The following is a 16,025-nucleotide window of genomic DNA, read 5'->3' as shown; positions in this document are numbered from 1 at the left end:
GCGCCATGGATGATCGGGCTTTCCGGGGGGAGAGCTCGATGACTAACAATCAAAAGGTTGATGATAGCGCTCGCAGTGCGAATGATTTCTCCGCAATGGCGAAGATCTTTCGGTGGCTCTGCATAGTCGTCGCTATCGCGATACCATTCGCATCTTTCAGTAGTCATGGGGCGGTTTGGATCAATGCTATCGGGCTGAGCTTTTCAGTCTTCCTGGCTGCAGCGCTATCGGGAGGATTGATAGGTTTTATCTTTTCAGTTCCCTATGTAAACAAGGTCACCAAGGTGGTCGAGTCCGACGGCGACAAGGCGGCGGCGGACGGAGCGACGACCACCGCTGTTCTGGAACAACGACAACCGCTGTTGCGAAGCAACTCCAATCTTGAAAAGATTTCCGAATGGCTCACGACCATGCTTGTGGGTGTTGGGCTGAGCCAGATAAATTATATCTTTGAGGGTCTGAAAAAGTTCGGAGAATTCTTTGCTCCGATGGACACCATGAAGATCGATGGCGTCGACGTTGTCGTGGCGCACATGAAATATGCCGGACCAGTGGTGCTGGTGGCCGGCCTGACCATAGGGTTCCTTGGCGTTTATCTGTATACGAGATTGAGGATATCTTATCTCTTTCATCATGTTGAGCGGGAGTTCAACAGCGACAATGGCGCGAACGCGACCCTGACAGTCGAAGAATCCAAGACCTTGACCTCGATCGCGGAAAAGTCTGCGCTCAAGGAAAGTCCGGGCTTGAAAGTGATGGCGTCAACCAACCGTACGTCTGTTCGCGATGCGCTCTCCGTCATGACTCAGTTGCTTTATGACGTGAAAGGCAAGGGTTTCCTCCAGGCCATCGAAATGGGCAACGAACTGATATCGACCCCGGCGGTGTCGGTCCCGAGATTCTGGTTTCTCATGGCCGCTGCTCATGGACAGAACTATACGAATCAGAAGGCCGCAGGCGCGCCGGACGACGTTCTGAAGAAGATCAGGGAAGATGTTTTGTATTCCATCGATAAGACGCTGGAGCTGAATCCTAAATATAAACCCACGTTTCTCAACATGCTCAATAAAAAGAGCGTCGATAATGATCTCAAGTCGTTTGCAGATGATCCGGACTTCAGCTCCCGGCTAAGGTAGCCGGCTTACGCGAAACTCTTCCTCTTCCTGTCGATTGCCTGCATATCCTCGACCGCCGGCACCGATTGCAGCACACGCTTGGCCGGCAGGATGGCGATGGCTTCGGTGCCTTCGCGCAGGCGAGATTTCAGCAGGAACGAGCCGTCGTGCTTGTGCAGCAGCGCCTGCACGATCGGCAGGCCGAGGCCGGTGCCCTGTTCGGCACTCTTGATGGCGATCGAGCCCTGGCCGAAGGCCGAGAGCACGACAGGGATTTCGTCCTCGGGAATACCCGGGCCGTTATCCTTGATCGAGACATATTGGCCGCCGGACGCCGTCCAGCCCACCTTGACGACCACTTCGCCGCCCTGCGGGGTGAACTTCACTGCGTTTGAAAGCAGATTGAGGATGACCTGCCGGATCGCCTTCTCATCGGCCCAGAGCGACGGCATGTCCGGTTCGAACTGGTCGGCGATCTGGATATTCTTGGCGCGGGCGCGAAGCTGCACCATGCCGATGCAGTCCTCGGTGATATCGACAAGCTGGATCGATTCCTCGTTGAGCTGGTAGCGTCCCGCTTCGATGCGCGAAAGGTCGAGGATCTCGTTGATCAAGTCGAGCAGATGCTGGCCGGAAGCATGAATGTCTTGAACATATTCCTTGTAGGTCGGGTTGTTGAGCGGCCCCATGACCTCCGTCGCCATCACCTCCGAAAAGCCCAGGATGGCGTTGAGCGGCGTCCGGAGCTCATGCGACATCGAGGCGAGAAAACGGGACTTGGCGAGGTTGGCCTCCTCCGCGCGGCGGCGGGCTTCGTCGGACATCGAATTTGCCACTTCAAGCTCGGCGATCAGGTCATCCTTTTCCGACTGGAAGGAGAGCAGCTTGACGTTGGAACTGTAGAGCCGGTCGGTCATGAAGGTGAAGAAGGCGAGCGTGGCGGTGAACACCGCCGTCAGTGCGACATCGAGCGGATCGCGGTCGATGAGGGATGCCACCGCCAGCGCCAGCACCACGGGCGCAAAGGTGAACAACGTTGCGCCGCGCAGCATGAACATCGCGAACGACGTGGCCGACAACGCGACGAGCAGCGTGGCGCCCTTGAAGAAGAAGAAATAGCTCGCGCCGCACTGGGTGCAACCCTTATAGGCGAACCAGGCCCAGCAGACGCCGGCGATCAATTGGCCGGCAATCAGCCGCCGACGCCATTTCGCGGCATCTTCGGCGGAATTGTTGCCCTTCCGCGCCTGTCTGGCCAGCAGAAGGTTGGCGGAATGCACGCAAAGCGAAGCCAGCATCCAGGGAAAGAGGTTGAGATCGCCGTTGAAATAGTTTGCCGTGAGGCCGACGATCATGATGAGGAACGGCATGATCGCGGCGCTCTGCTGCACGGCCGCGAGATGGAGATCCATCATTTCGCGTTCATAAGTGCTGATCGCCTGGCCCGACGTCTGCAGGCGTTCGCGCGTATCCCTGACCGCCTTGGCCGTGTCGCGGTTCTTCGAGGCGCGCGAGCGGTAGACGATGATCTTGTCTGGCGAGGAACTGGCGCTCTTACTCATGATACGATACTGAAATCCGCACAACACGCTTGCGCCGAAGAATAGCGGCCAATGATTAAGAAGATGCTTCCGTGATAAGGCTTTGTTTGCCATGACGGCGAAATGCTTCCCGCCGACACCGGATAAAATAACCTTTGGAATCAACGGTGTGCGGTGGAAACTTCAGGTAGACGACTTTTGACTGTGCGAGAATGACATGCAGTCCGACGGCAAGATACGTTTACCAATCGGCCAATCCGGTCCTGCTGAAATCGACAGGCTTTCTGCCGAAATCGCCACCTGTCGCATCTGCCGAGATGCTGCCACCAGGCCGCTTCCGCACGAGCCTCGTCCCGTTGCCGTATTGTCCGCCACCGCCCGCATATTGATCGCCGGCCAGGCGCCGGGTTTGCGGGTGCAGGAAACCGGCATTCCGTTTAACGACGCCTCGGGCGATCGGCTGCGCCAATGGCTGGCCGTGGACCGCGACCAGTTCTACGATCCCTCGAAATTCGCGATACTGCCGATGGGCTTCTGTTTTCCCGGCTATGACGCGCATGGCTCCGATCTTCCGCCGCGCAAGGAATGCGCACCGCTTTGGCGGTCGCGGGCTATCTCGTCGATGCCGCAAGTCAGGCTTATCCTTGCGGTGGGCGGCTATGCGCAGGCCTGGCATCTGGGTGGCAATGCGGCGAAATCGATGACCGACACTGTGAGGAACTGGCGCTCCCATCTCGAAGCCGGCCTGCTGCCGCTGCCGCATCCCAGCTGGCGCAATACCGGTTGGTTGAAGAAAAATCCGTGGTTCGAGGCGGAGTTGCTGCCGGAACTCCGCGCGCAAGTTTTGCGGTGGATTTCCTGAAACGGCTTTCCCTTTTTTCTAAAGATTCATATATGAGAGAGAAAATTATTTTACCGGAGGCATGAAATGGACCGGCTCGACAGAAAAATCCTCAGACTTCTACAGGAGGACTCGACGCTCGCCGTGGCCGACCTCGCCAAGAAGGTGGGGCTTTCCACCACGCCCTGCTGGCGGCGCATCCAGAAGATGGAAGAGGATGGCGTGATCAAGCGTCGCGTGGCACTCCTCGATCCGATCAAGGTCAACACCAAGGTCACGGTGTTCGTCTCGATCCGCACCAATGCCCACTCCATCGAATGGCTGAAGCGCTTCTCCGAGGTCATCGCCGAATTCCCTGAAGTGGTCGAGTTCTACCGCATGTCGGGCGATGTCGATTATCTCCTGCGTGTCGCCGTGCCAGATATCGCGGCTTATGACGCCTTCTACAAACGCATGATCGCCAAGATCGAGATCCGCGACGTCTCCTCCGCCTTCGCGATGGAGCAGATCAAGTACACGACCGAACTGCCCCTCGACTACATGATGCTCGAGCAGGCCAAGAGCATGGAAGACTAGGACAAAGTGGGGCGCTTCTGGCGCCCCCTGCCGCCCGCGCTCAGCGGCCATATATCAGCGTCCGATCTTCGCCAGCACCTTCTCGCCGGACAGTTCCTTCACAGCATCCTTGCCGATCCAGCGCGCGGCCTTGTCGGTGCTCGCCGCCAGCTTCTCCGCCAGAGCAAGGGCAGGGGCGTGGCAGGCGGAATTGCGCTTGCCGATCTGCCGTAGCGCCCAATTGACGGCCTTCTTGACGAAGTTGCGCGGGTCGGTCGCGTGTCTCTCGATCAGCGGTAGCCAAGCGATAAAGGTGGCGTCCGGCTCCTTCTTCATATGCACGGCACTCCACGCTATCATCGTAAAGGCGGTGCGGCGCACGAATTCGCGCTCGTCGGCCGCGAATTCGGCCAGAAGGTCACCTTGAAGTTCGGCATCGCAGAAGAGGTCCGAGACACCGTCGACGATTTCCCAGGAGTTGAAGTCCGACGCCCAGGCGCGGGCAATGTCGGTCGTCATCTTCTTCGGCTCGGCAGTAAAGGCGGCAAGCAGCCGCGCCTCGCGGATGCCACTTGCCCAGAGCGCCAGTGCGCGGCCGTGGTCGCGCTTTATTTGTCGCGCGACCGACCGCAGCACCGCGTTGGAAATCCCGAGCGCAGTCCCGGTGTTGATGCCGAAACGGCCCATGCCCTCGATATTGGCCTCATCGTGCATGCCCTTGAGATGCGCGATGATCTCTTCCGAGGACGAGGCCGGGCCGAGCGTCATTTCTTTTCGAGGCGCGCCAGCAGCGAGGACGTATCCCAGCGCTTTCCGCCCATCTGCTGCACATCGCCGTAAAACTGATCGACCAGCGCGGTGACCGGCAGCTTGGCGCCGTTGCGTCGCGCCTCGTCCAGGCATATGGCAAGATCCTTGCGCATCCAGTCCACGGCGAAGCCGAAATCGAACTTGCTCGCATTCATCGTCTTGTGGCGATTGTCCATCTGCCATGAGCCGGCGGCACCCTTGCCGAGCACGGCCATCAATTCCTCGACATCAAGACCCGCGCGCTTGGCGAAGTGCACGCCTTCGGCAAGCCCCTGAACCAGGCCAGCAATGCAGATCTGGTTGACCATCTTGGCAAGCTGGCCGGATCCGGCCGGACCCATCAACCCGACCATCCGCGCGTAAGCGTCGATCACCGGCCGTGCGCGCTCGAAGACATCGGGCTTGGCGCCGCACATCACCGTCAGCACGCCGTTCTCAGCCCCCGCCTGGCCGCCGGAAACCGGCGCATCGACGAAGTGGCAGCCCTTGGCGGCGCAAGCGGCTTCGAGTTCGCGCGCCACATCTGCGCTTGCGGTCGTATTGTCGATCAGCGTCGCGCCCGGCTTCATGCCTGCTATGCAACCTTCGTCCCCGATCGTGACCGACCGCAGATCGTCATCGTTGCCGACGCAGGTAAAGACGAAATCGACGTCTTCGGCGGCGTGTGCTGGCGTGGTAGCGACCAGCCCGCCATATTCGGCGGCCCAGTTGGCGGCTTTGATGGCCGTCCGGTTGTAGACGGTGACATCGTGCCCGCCCTTGACCTTGAGATGACCCGCCATCGGGTAACCCATCACGCCCAGACCGATAAAGGCAACTTTTGCCATGCGATATGCTCCTCTAAACCTGTGACCGCAGGCTTAGCGGAAAGTCCCATCAGGCGAAAGCCTGCCAGCGGTTAGTTCGCGACTTTCCGCGCCACCACCAGATGTCCCGGTATCGGCTCTCCGTCCTCCAGCCGCACTGTGATGCCGCCAAGTTCGGCCACCTCGAAGCCTGCCGAGGCAAGCACCTTCCTGACATAAGACTCCGCATGCGCGAAACGCTGATGCGGGCCGACCATGAAGTCGCGGCCGTTGAGCACAGCGTCGGGAAGCGTTTCGGACGAGAAGAAGAACAGGCCGTCTTTTTCAAGGTTGTCGGCGACGCCGAAGAACAATTCTTCGAGGAAGCCGACATAGGGCAGCACATCGGTAGCGGTGACGATATCGAACGGGCCGTCCTCGTTGTCCTCGAGGAAGTCGGCGGCCTCGGCGACGTAAAGCGTCTCGTAGAGGTCCTTCTCGTGGGCCATCTCGACCATGTTCTCCGAGAGATCGAGACCGACCATCTCGCCGCAGATGTCGCGCAACGCTCCACCCGTCAGCCCGGTGCCGCACCCGAGGTCGAGCAGCTTCTTGAAGGGACCAAGTTTCAGCGTATCGATACGTTCGCGCACCATCAACGGCACGCAGTATTCGAGCTGGTCGACGAGAATGTCTTCGAAGGCTGCCGCATGCTGGTCGAACAGCGTCTTGACATAGGCGTCCGGCGCCTTGGGCGGCACGTCGCCGAGACCCATCGAGGCGAGGCGCACAGCCGCGCCACCGTGGTCTTCGGGGTCGAGCGCCAGCACCTTCTGATAGGCCTTGGCGGCCTTATCGAAATCGCCCGCTTTTTCGAGCGCAAGCGCTTCGTTATAGGCGGCGGCCAGCGCCGCCTCGTCGATCTTCTTCTTCTTCTTCTTCGCCATGGCCCAGCCTTCGTCACCCGTTTGCGCGGGTCATAGAGGCGGGGGCGGCCAAATGCAACGGTCAGTGAAGGATGAAGTCGCCCTTCAGCGCCCGCCACTCGGTCGGCGAGATCAGTTTCCAATGCACGTAGCGCACGGAGTGCAGCGGCCCCTCGATCTTCTCCTTCCAGAACGTCAGGAAGGATTTCATCTCGGGAAATTCCGGCGCCAGATCGTAATGCTGCCAGATGAATTTCTGCAGCAGCGACTGGTGGTCCGGCATGCGATAGAGGATTTCGGCGGTGGTCAGTCCATAGCCCTTGAGCCGCATTTCCATATCGTTTGTCATGGCAACCTCGTCTTGGTTGATTGCGTGAACATGACAATGAAACGACAACAACCTTAACCGAGCATTAACTATAGGCCCGATATATGGCATGCTCGCGGCAGTCTACCTTTTCAGATGGCGCGTCAGCCGCTTTTCCAGCGCGTTCCAGACGTTGCGGAGCAGTTCGACGACCGCGAGGTAGAGGATCGCGGCCCACAGATAGATCTGAAAATCGAACGTGCGGGAATATGCATATTTGGTTTCGCCCATCAGGTCGAAGACGGTGACGACCGCGACGATCGCCGAGCCCTTCACCATCAGTATGATCTCGTTGCCATAGGGGCGAAGCGCCACCATCAGGGCCTGCGGAAGAATGACCTTCAAGAATGTCGGGATTGCATGGATGCCGAGAGCCTTGGCGGCTTCACTCTGGCCGCGCGGCACACTCAGGATAGCGCCCCTCAGGATTTCAGCCTGATAGGCGGCGGTATTGAGTACGAAGGCGAGCAGCGCGCAGTAATAGGCATCCTTGAAGAACCACCACAGTCCGACGGTTTCGAAAGCATGCTTGAAACTGCCGAGCCCGTAATAGATCAGATAGACCTGCGCGATCAGCGGCGTGCCACGAAACAGATAGACATAGCCATAGGCAATCGAGGACACCGCCGCCGATGTGCTCATGCGCGCAAACGCAATCGGCAGGGACAGGATGGCGCCAAGGACAAGCGAGGTTCCGACCAGTTTCAGCGTCAGCCCGAGGCCCCAGAGCATGCGGGGACCATATTTGGCGAATTTGTCGCCACTGAAATCCGTGACCATCCAGAAGGCAAGACCGGCGAACAGGGCAAGCCAGATCCCCATGAAGATGATACCGGCAAGGCGGCTCGCTGTGAACGCCTTGAGGCCAAGTGGGGGCGGCGCCTGTGGTGGGATGATTGTCTCGGCGATACTCAATGCCGTACCTCCGCGCGCCGGGCCTTGGTCTCGATCCAGGAGAAGATGAAGGACGACAGGATCGCCAGCACCAGGAAGAGAATGCAGGCGAGGCCATAGAAGAAGAACGCCTGCTTGGTGACTTTGGCAGCGATGCCGCTCTGGCGGAGAATGTCGGGCAGGCCGATCGCCGAGACCAATGCGGTGTCCTTGAGCAGCGTCATCCAGAGATTGCCGAGCCCTGGCAGCGCAATGCGGATGAGCTGCGGAATGATCACCAGCCGCATTGTTTGCCCACGGTGTAGCCCAAGTGCGGCTCCGCCTTCGTATTGGCCGTGCGGGATTGCCTTGAAGGCGGACTGCAGCACTTCCGAGCAATAGGCCGAGAACACCAGGCCGATCGCGACCATGCCGGCGACGAAAGGATTGATGGCCAACGGCTCGGTGCGTCCGAATGGCATCAACGCCTTCTCGAGAAGCAGCGGCAATCCGAAATAGATGATGAAAAGCGTCAGAAGTTCGGGCAGGCCGCGGAAGATCGTTGTGTAGATGTCGCCGGCGGAACGAAGAAAGGGTTCGTCGCTCTGCTTGGCCAGCGCAATGAAGAAGCCGATCACCAATCCCAGAGGAAGCGTGCAGATTGCGAGGCTGGCAGTGACATAGAAGCCGCTCGCCACATCATCGCCCCAGCCCGTGTCGCCACACGCTAGGACACCGTTCGAAAAGAACAGCTTGAAAATGCCAATGGGGCCGCAAAGAGGGTCGATCGTGCTCAGGATGGGGTGAAGGATCGCCCATATCGCGCCGGCAATCGAATCGAGGACGCCCCATAGCGGCGCCAGAAACGATGCATCAGTCTCCGTCGTAACGGTGACTTCACTCTCCATGCTTTCCCCCGTCCTGTTCCCGGACTTGTATCTTTTATCTCAAACAAAAACGGCGGAAGGGCAACCCTTCCGCCGAGCATTTATGACGATATGCGCGGATTATCCGCCATAGACATCGAAGTTGAAATACTTGGCGTTGATTTCCTTGTATTTGCCGTTGTCGCGGATCGCCTTGATCGCGGCATTGAACTTTTCGCGCAGCGCGTCGTCGCCCTTGCGGACGGCGATGCCGGCGCCTTCGCCGTTGATCACGGGATCGATCGGCAGCGTGCCGAGGAGCTTGCAGCAGGCACCGTCCTCGCTCTTCAGCCATTCCGAGAGCACCACGACGTCGTCGATCACCGCATCGACGCGGCCGTTGACGAGGTCGAGCTTGTACTCCTCGGCGGTCGGATAGAGCTTGAGCTCGGCCTTCTTCATATGCGCTTCGCCGTAGTTCGAATGCGTGGTCGAGGCCTGGGCGCCGAGAATCTTGCCGTCGAGGCCGGCTTCGGTCGCTTCTGTGATAGCAGAATCCTTCGGCACGGCAATCGCCGGCGGCGTGTTGTAATATTTGTTGGTGAAGTCGACCTTCTCCTTGCGTTCCGCCGTGATCGACATGGAAGCAATGATCGCATCGAATTTCTTGGCCTGGAGCGCGGGGATGATGCCATCCCAATCCTGCGTCACGAAGGTGCATTCGACCTTCATTTCATCGCAGAGCGCCTTGGCGATATCGACGTCGAAGCCGGTAAGCGTGCCGTCGGCCTGCAGGTTGTTGAAGGGCGGATAGGCGCCTTCCGTGCCGATCACGAGCTTGTCGGCGGCAAGCGTTGCACCAGCAAACGCGCTCAATACGGATACGGTGGCTGCAAGGGCGAGACGTTTTGTCAGTCGCATTTTTCTTCCCCTAAGGTTGTTCCGGCCCACTCTTGTTTTAGCTGGTGCCGGTCGGCTCGCGGGCGAATTCGCGCCCGCAGGCTGAATATTCCTACGCTTCTCGTCACAAATGCAACAGGAAAGGCGCGGTCGTTACAAAATCTTTGCGGAAGCTTGTCAATGAGTCTGAACGCCAAGTGAACCGCCGATTCAGGCGCGGTAAATACGGAACCAAATAAAAACGGCACCGTTCCCAACGGCTGGGACCACAAAATAGCCCTCAAATTGGGCAGGGTCTGCCCGGGATTCGAAACATAAAGAGAGGACAACCCCATGGCTTTCAAGACAAGGCTTCTTGCCACGGCCGCGATACCCTTCATGGCGCTTGCGGGCTACAGCCTGCCGGTGTCGGCCTCGATGATCAAGCCGGCTGCCGAAATCCAGACTCAGAGCCCGATTGTCGCTGTCCAGAGCGAAGAAGAGGTGATTCCGAAGAAGCGCCGCAAGCAGCAGGAACAGCAGGATGGCGCTCAGGAGCAGATGACCGATCCGGCGAATGCCGAGGCTGTCGAAGAGCCGGTTCGCAAGAATCGCAAGCAGCGTCAGCAGGCTGAAGAACAGCAGACGCAGGAAATGCAGCCGGCTGACAACGCCGAGGCCGTAGAAGAGCCCGTCCGCAAGAATCGCAAGCAGCGCAAGCAGGCCGAAGAGCAGCAGATGCAGGAAACGCAACCTGCCGACAACGCCGAGGCCGTGGAAGAGCCTGTTCGCAAGAATCGCAAGCAGCGTCAGCAGGCCGAAGAACAGCAGACGCAGGAAATGCAGCCGGCTGATAATGCCGACGCCGTGGAAGAGCCGGTTCGCAAAAACCGCAAGAAGCAGAAACAAGCCGAAGAACAGCAGATGCAAGAAGCGCAGCCGGCTGGTAATGCCGAGGCTGTGGAAGAACCCGTTCGCAAGAATCGCAAGAAGCAGCAGCAGGCCGACCAGGGTGTGTCCGACGAGGACATCGTCAATCAGAGCAAGCGCAAGAAGCAGGCCCAGCAGGATGGCCAGGCCGAAGAGCAGAACGCTGCCGACACCGAGGAACCGGTGCGCAAGAACCGCAAGAAGCAGCAGCAGGCTGACGACGCCCAGCAGGCCGAGGATGGGCAGCAGGATGCCAAGCCTGCCGGCGAAGTGACTGACGAAGACATCGTCAACATGAGCAGGGATCGCAAAAAGAAGAAGCGCGACCAGGCCGAGGCCGATACGCCCGAAGCGATCGAAAAGCGCGAGGAAGTCGCCAAGGATCCGTCCAAGACCACCGACACCGTGGTCCTGCCGGTCGAGAACGGTGCTGCCGTGCTCGACAGCGACAAGGACGCCGACAACAGCGGTGCCAACCGTGAGCGCCGCAAGCGCCAGCGCGAAGAGGTCCAGGAAGTCCGCGTGCCGAAGTCCGACAAGGACGCCCAGAACACTGACGTCAAGATCGTCATTAAGAACGACATCGACGTCAAAGGCGAGCGGATCGACGACTTCCGCGGCTATCGCCGGCCGGAGGGCAAGGTCATCGGCAAGGGCGACGACATCCGCGTGGTCTTCGACCTCGACGGCAAGATCGTCATTCGCAGCGACGACCGCATTCGCCTCGGCCGCGACGGCGACATCCGCTACGAGCGTCTGCGGGACGACCGCATCAAGGAAGTGGTCATCCGTCCGAACGGCGACCGGATCGTCACCATCCGCAATCGTTGGGGTGAGATCATTCGCCGCTCGCGCATCGACAACCGCGACGTCGAGATCGTGATCTTCTATTCCCCCGATCTCGAACGTGGCCGCGACCGGCTTTACCTGCGCGATCCCGGCGACGAACTGCCGCCGATGCGTCTCGGCATTCCGGTCGAGGACTACATCATCGACGTGTCCAGCGATCCGGACCGCGACTATGACGAGTTCCTCTCCGAGCCGCCGGTCGAGCAGGTCGAGCGTGTTTATTCGGTCGATGAGGTGAAGAACTCCGCGCGTATCCGCGACAAGGTGCGCCGTATCGACCTCGATACGATCACCTTCGACACTGGCAGCGCCGAGATTTCTCGCGATCAGGCATCTTCGTTGAGGAAGGTGGCCGAGGCGATCAACGGAATTCTTGACCGCAATCCGGGTGAGACCTTCCTGATCGAAGGCCACACCGACGCGGTGGGCTCCGACGAATCCAACCTCGTCCTCTCCGACGAGCGCGCCGAATCGGTGGCGAGCGTGCTCTCGGAACTCTTCGAGATACCGGCCGAGAACCTTGTGACCCAGGGTTATGGCGAGCGCTACCTCAAGATCGACACCGATGAAGACGAGCGTGAGAATCGCCGCGTCACCATCCGCCGCATCACCCCGCTGGTGCGTCCGGCGGAAGTGTCCGAGAACTGATCGGCACAACGATTGGTTAGCGAGAACGCCGGGACTGATGTTCCGGCGTTTTTGTTCGCGCACTGTCGAATGCAAAGTTTCTGCAGTGCGCTGCCGGACATGGCATGCTTTGGGCGAATGGGAGGACCGGCGTTGAGGCGGCGGTAACCACGTTCGCGCTTCCTGGCGGGTTTCCACAACATTATGGTATGCTGAGACGTTCAAATTTCGCGCAAGCTTCGAGCCTTAAGAAGATGCGGAAATCTTGAGAGTCGGACATGACCCTGCTGTTCTGGTTCATCGTGTTGTCTGTGTTTCTCGGCTTCTTCTTCTGGGCAACCAATTTGCTCAGGACGGAAGCCGACGGAGAGCGATTCGACGCTGGCCTGGCGATACTTGAATTCGGCCGCGCCTATTCCGACGAGGCGATCCGCCATGTCCTGATGTCCGCCGATGGAGAAATGGTGTTCCTGCGCCTGTGGACCGGCCGCACCGGCGTCATGCGCCGCAATGGCAAACGAGACCTTTGCCACCTGATCGATCCCTCCGAGTTGCGGCTATCCGCATCCCAGGACGGTAAAGAGTTGACGATCGAGTTCCCTGGCATGAAGGCCCTGAGCGGCACGTTCGAATTCCGCTCGCAGAAGGAGGCCGCCGAAGTGTCGCTCTGGATCCTCGGCAGCGTCAGCGCTGCTATTCAGCCGGAATTCCAGCTTCCAAGTCACGCCTGACCTGGGCTGGCGGCAGGCCGAGCCATGCGCGGCAATCCTCCAGCGCCCGTTCAGCCACCAGCTGTTTTTTCGCAGCCGATTTTTCCTTGCCCCTGAAACGCTTGCCATTGTCGGGACGCGTGATCGCGCCGGGCGGCAGCTCCGGAAAAAGCCCGAAATTGATGTTCATCGGCTGGAACGAGCGCTTGCCCGGCTCGTCATCCGAAACGAGATGCCCGCCGGTGATGTGGTTGAGCAAGGCGCCGAACGCGCTGGTGACCGGCGGAAGAGCCAACGGCTCGCCCAGGCGTTCGGCAGCGGAGAAACGGCCCGCGAGCAATCCGATGCTCGAACTCTCGACGTAGCCTTCGCAGCCGGTGATCTGGCCGGCAAACCGCAGCCCCGGCCGTGACTTGAGCTGCAGGCTCATGTCGAGCAGCACGGGCGAATTGATATAGGTGTTGCGGTGCAGGCCGCCGAGGCGGGCGAACTCGGCATTCTCCAGCCCCGGAATCATCCTGAAGATCTCGGTCTGCGCGCCGTATTTCAGCTTCGTCTGGAAACCGACCATGTTGTAGAGCGTACCGAGTGCATTGTCCTGCCGGAGTTGCACGACGGCGTATGCCTTGACACCAGGGTTATGCGCATTGGTCAGGCCCATCGGCTTCATCGGGCCGTGGCGTAGCGTCTCGGGACCGCGTTCGGCCATAACCTCGATCGGCAGGCAGCCGTCGAAATAGGGCACATGCTCCCAGTCCTTGAAGACGGTCTTGTCGCCGGCCATCAACGCATTGACGAAGGCCTCGTACTGCTCGCGGTCCATCGGGCAGTTGATGTAGTCCTTGCCCGTACCGCCCGGCCCGACCTTGTCGTAGCGCGACTGGTACCAGGCGACATCCATATTGATCGAATCGCGGTGGACGATCGGTGCAATCGCATCGAAGAAGGAGAGGGAATCGGCGCCGTTTTCGCGGGCGATCGCTTCGCCCAGTGCGGGCGCGGTGAGGGGGCCCGTGGCTATGATCACATTGTTCCATTCCGCGGGCGGCAGGCCGGTGATTTCCTCGCGCACAACGGTGATCAGTGGATGCGCCATCACCCTGGCGGTCACTGCTTCAGCAAACCCTTCACGATCGACGGCAAGTGCGCCGCCCGCAGGCACCTGGTTGGCGTCGGCCGCGGCCATGATCAGCGATCCGGCAAGGCGAAGCTCGGCATGCAGCACGCCAACGGCATTGGAGGTCGCATCATCGGAGCGGAAGGAATTGGAGCAGACGAGTTCGGCCAGGTTGTCGGTCTTGTGGGCGTCCGTCATGCGAAGGCCGCGCATTTCGTGGATGATAACCGGAATGCCGCGGCTTGCGATCTGCCAAGCGGCTTCAGAGCCGGCCAGGCCGCCGCCGATGATATGGATAGGAGAGGGTGCTTTCGTCATGCGCGGGCTATTAGCACCAAAAGGCGGCAAGACCAATCCCGGTGGCAAGGCCCGGAATCGAAAACGCCGCCTGGGAGGGGCGGCGCTTTAAAACGTTCTCACGCAAATCCCTTAACGGAAAGAGCGGGCCGCAATGTTGCGGATCTGGTAGCGGTTGACGCCGATGTCGTTGAGCGTGTCGTTCGACAGGTTGGAGAGCTCGGACAGAGTGCGGCGATACTGGACCCAGTTAAGGGCGATACGAAGCGGGTTCATCGGTGTTTCCTCTTTAGACTTAATTTGCTCCGGCTTTTTGCCGTGCCTCAAACTTGACCTCGTTATACGCGCATATAATTAGATTGTGCAGTGCAAATAATATGCACCTGCTATGCGTTTAAGCATGCGTCGCACAGAAAACAGGCTGGGATGAAAATCGCGCCATAGGTTAACGCCGCAAAGAACTGGAAAACTGGGGTTTTTTAAAATCTGGTCAAGGGTAGCGGGCGGGGCGCAGATCGGCCGTGGAGCGGTCTCTGTTGTGTTCGCGCATGCAGCATTTCCCACTGACACGCAGACAACAAAAAACCGCCGGATTGCGCCGGCGGCTTTTCTGTCTTGGGGAGGACTTTTTAGTTCGAGGATTACTCCTCAGATCGATCCCTTGCGGGGATCGTTCAGTCAGTCATTAGCGAACGGCCTGGCGGGCAACGTTGCGGATATCCTGGCGAGCGATGCCGAGGTCGGCAAGTTCGCGGTTCGTCATGCGGCCGAGTTCGGTAACGGTCTGGCGATACTTGACCCAGTTGTTGTAAGCGCGAGAGATGTTCATGTGCATTTTCCTTTCGATCTGGCTTCCGGTCCGGATGACCATCGCCTCTTGAATTCGATGATTGGAAGATAGTATTGCGCTGCAGCATTAACCAGCGCATTGACGGCAGTGCACCTATGCATTCCGTGCAAATCACTGCCTTAAGTACCTATAATATTTAACAAAAAGTTCACAGTTCGGCCGCTTTCGCGGCAGCATTGCAGCGAATTTGCGGCAATTGCCCAACAGTTAGGCATATAAGCGACGCCGCATGTTGAGCGGGAAAATCTTCGGCTGGATGGCGGCGTTTGATTTGGACGTTTCAAGGTTCGGCCCAGACTCAAAACGCCCACCGGGGGAGGAGATCCGGTGGGCGTCGTTGAGTATGACTGACAACTGGGAGGAGGAGTGTTGTCAGTCAAATCGAAGAAGCGCTGGGAGGAGGAGTGCGCGTTCTCCGAATATCTTACACTCTTTCGAGCGGGCTCTTCTTCGGGTCTCCCCGGCAGCGGCTCGCCAAGGCCGCTTCTTCTGTCGATCAGCTTCCGCCTTTCGATGAGACCAATCTAGTACGACTTTTCCGATTTGTGCAGTGCAATATAGGCATGGTCTCCATGCATCTGCCGCATGGCTCGGACAGGGCGTCTGCGATCAGTTCATATATTCACTTTGACGCAAATAAGTTAATGAAATATTAACATCCAGCGGCTAGCGCGAGGCTTTCGCCGATTCCGGTCGCGTAATCCGACAAGATTTTCCTTTGCATACAACAGGGGCGGTGCTAATGACGGCCCGCTTCGACCGGCTCGCCGGTCGATTGCATGGATGCGGGTGTGGCGGAATTGGTAGACGCACCAGATTTAGGTTCTGGCGCCGAGAGGCGTGGGGGTTCGAGTCCCTTCACCCGCACCAATCATGTTTGCGCGATGCCGCCGACGAACCCGTCGCGCGGGTTCGACTTTGCTCCGCTTCACCGCACCAGACCCTCCAATGGTGTGAATCGGGCAAAAATAAGCCTGAATGATGGGCCAGACTCCCATTTCGCTTGCAAAACTTTTGTGAATTTGCATAAAGCCGTCCCCACGAATGGGCGGTTGCGGCTCATTTAAACGACGGGCTGGCCGGACTT

General features: G+C 59.1%; 16 protein-coding genes and 1 tRNA gene. 6 read left to right on the top strand and 11 right to left on the bottom strand.

The window, feature by feature from the left end; all coding sequences use genetic code 11:
• Positions 1-38: 38 nt before the first annotated feature.
• On the top strand, positions 39-1,136 hold the full coding sequence (locus ACSQ26_RS11860) for a hypothetical protein (RefSeq protein ID WP_436008958.1): 1,098 nt from the start codon (positions 39-41) through the stop codon (positions 1,134-1,136).
• Between the two features lie 5 nt (positions 1,137-1,141).
• Here ACSQ26_RS11860 and ACSQ26_RS11855 read toward each other — a convergent pair whose 3' ends face one another.
• Entirely contained in the window at positions 1,142-2,677 is a 1,536-nt protein-coding gene (locus ACSQ26_RS11855; protein ID WP_436008956.1) for a sensor histidine kinase, read from the bottom strand.
• Positions 2,678-2,873: 196 nt separating this feature from the next.
• Between ACSQ26_RS11855 and ACSQ26_RS11850 the strand changes: the two genes are divergently transcribed.
• Positions 2,874-3,518, top strand: a complete 645-nt coding sequence (locus ACSQ26_RS11850; protein ID WP_436008954.1) for a uracil-DNA glycosylase family protein — start codon at positions 2,874-2,876, stop codon at positions 3,516-3,518.
• A gap of 66 nt (positions 3,519-3,584) precedes the next feature.
• Positions 3,585-4,073: an Lrp/AsnC family transcriptional regulator gene (locus ACSQ26_RS11845; protein WP_436008952.1), complete on the top strand. Its 489-nt coding sequence runs from the start codon at positions 3,585-3,587 to the stop codon at positions 4,071-4,073.
• A 54-nt stretch (positions 4,074-4,127) separates the two neighbouring features.
• On the opposite strand, the gene ACSQ26_RS11840 is transcribed toward ACSQ26_RS11845, so the two are convergent.
• The 7 genes from ACSQ26_RS11840 to ACSQ26_RS11810 form a co-directional block, all read right to left on the bottom strand.
• A complete protein-coding gene (locus tag ACSQ26_RS11840; RefSeq protein ID WP_436008950.1) occupies positions 4,128-4,820 on the bottom strand; it encodes a DNA alkylation repair protein in 693 nt (230 codons plus the stop codon).
• A complete protein-coding gene (locus tag ACSQ26_RS11835; RefSeq protein WP_436008948.1) occupies positions 4,817-5,689 on the bottom strand; it encodes an NAD(P)-dependent oxidoreductase in 873 nt (290 codons plus the stop codon). Before ACSQ26_RS11835 ends, ACSQ26_RS11840 begins: the two co-directional genes overlap by 4 nt.
• Before the next feature lie 71 nt (positions 5,690-5,760).
• Positions 5,761-6,594 (bottom strand): methyltransferase domain-containing protein, encoded by an 834-nt coding sequence (locus tag ACSQ26_RS11830; RefSeq protein WP_436008946.1) that lies wholly within the window; start codon positions 6,592-6,594, stop codon positions 5,761-5,763.
• A 61-nt stretch (positions 6,595-6,655) separates the two neighbouring features.
• Positions 6,656-6,922, bottom strand: a complete 267-nt coding sequence (locus tag ACSQ26_RS11825) for an usg protein (RefSeq protein WP_436008944.1) — start codon at positions 6,920-6,922, stop codon at positions 6,656-6,658.
• 102 nt (positions 6,923-7,024) lie between these two features.
• Positions 7,025-7,855 carry an ABC transporter permease gene (locus ACSQ26_RS11820; protein WP_436008942.1) on the bottom strand — a complete coding sequence of 277 codons (831 nt, stop codon included), beginning with the start codon at positions 7,853-7,855 and terminating at the stop codon, positions 7,025-7,027.
• Complete coding sequence (locus tag ACSQ26_RS11815; protein WP_436008940.1) at positions 7,852-8,721, bottom strand: ABC transporter permease; 870 nt, start codon at positions 8,719-8,721, stop codon at positions 7,852-7,854. Before ACSQ26_RS11815 ends, ACSQ26_RS11820 begins: the two co-directional genes overlap by 4 nt.
• Positions 8,722-8,820: 99 nt before the next feature.
• On the bottom strand, positions 8,821-9,600 hold the full coding sequence (locus tag ACSQ26_RS11810) for an ABC transporter substrate-binding protein (RefSeq protein WP_436008938.1): 780 nt from the start codon (positions 9,598-9,600) through the stop codon (positions 8,821-8,823).
• Positions 9,601-9,912: 312 nt separating this feature from the next.
• Here ACSQ26_RS11810 and ACSQ26_RS11805 point away from each other — a divergent pair, with 312 nt between their 5' ends.
• Positions 9,913-11,985 (top strand): OmpA family protein, encoded by a 2,073-nt coding sequence (locus ACSQ26_RS11805; protein ID WP_436008936.1) that lies wholly within the window; start codon positions 9,913-9,915, stop codon positions 11,983-11,985.
• Between the two features lie 257 nt (positions 11,986-12,242).
• On the top strand, positions 12,243-12,695 hold the full coding sequence (locus ACSQ26_RS11800; RefSeq protein ID WP_436008934.1) for a hypothetical protein: 453 nt from the start codon (positions 12,243-12,245) through the stop codon (positions 12,693-12,695).
• On the opposite strand, the gene trmFO is transcribed toward ACSQ26_RS11800, so the two are convergent.
• The 3 genes from trmFO to ACSQ26_RS11785 all read right to left on the bottom strand — a co-directional run bounded on the left by trmFO (position 12,658) and on the right by ACSQ26_RS11785 (position 14,917).
• A complete protein-coding gene (gene trmFO / locus ACSQ26_RS11795; RefSeq protein ID WP_436008932.1) occupies positions 12,658-14,109 on the bottom strand; it encodes a methylenetetrahydrofolate--tRNA-(uracil(54)-C(5))-methyltransferase (FADH(2)-oxidizing) TrmFO in 1,452 nt (483 codons plus the stop codon). The genes ACSQ26_RS11800 and trmFO overlap by 38 nt on opposite strands.
• A gap of 111 nt (positions 14,110-14,220) precedes the next feature.
• Entirely contained in the window at positions 14,221-14,364 is a 144-nt protein-coding gene (locus ACSQ26_RS11790; protein ID WP_258161829.1) for a DUF1127 domain-containing protein, read from the bottom strand.
• Positions 14,365-14,773: 409 nt separating this feature from the next.
• Positions 14,774-14,917 (bottom strand): DUF1127 domain-containing protein, encoded by a 144-nt coding sequence (locus tag ACSQ26_RS11785; protein WP_258161830.1) that lies wholly within the window; start codon positions 14,915-14,917, stop codon positions 14,774-14,776.
• A gap of 806 nt (positions 14,918-15,723) precedes the next feature.
• Here ACSQ26_RS11785 and ACSQ26_RS11780 point away from each other — a divergent pair.
• Positions 15,724-15,808: transfer RNA gene (locus ACSQ26_RS11780), tRNA-Leu, on the top strand.
• The last annotated feature ends 217 nt before the right edge of the window (positions 15,809-16,025 follow it).

It is taken from the genome of Rhizobium sp. LjRoot254 (genome assembly GCF_964254105.1).
In the GTDB taxonomy this organism is placed as follows: Bacteria; Pseudomonadota; Alphaproteobacteria; order Rhizobiales; family Rhizobiaceae; genus Rhizobium_E.
This window is presented reverse-complemented; position numbering and strand designations above follow the sequence as displayed.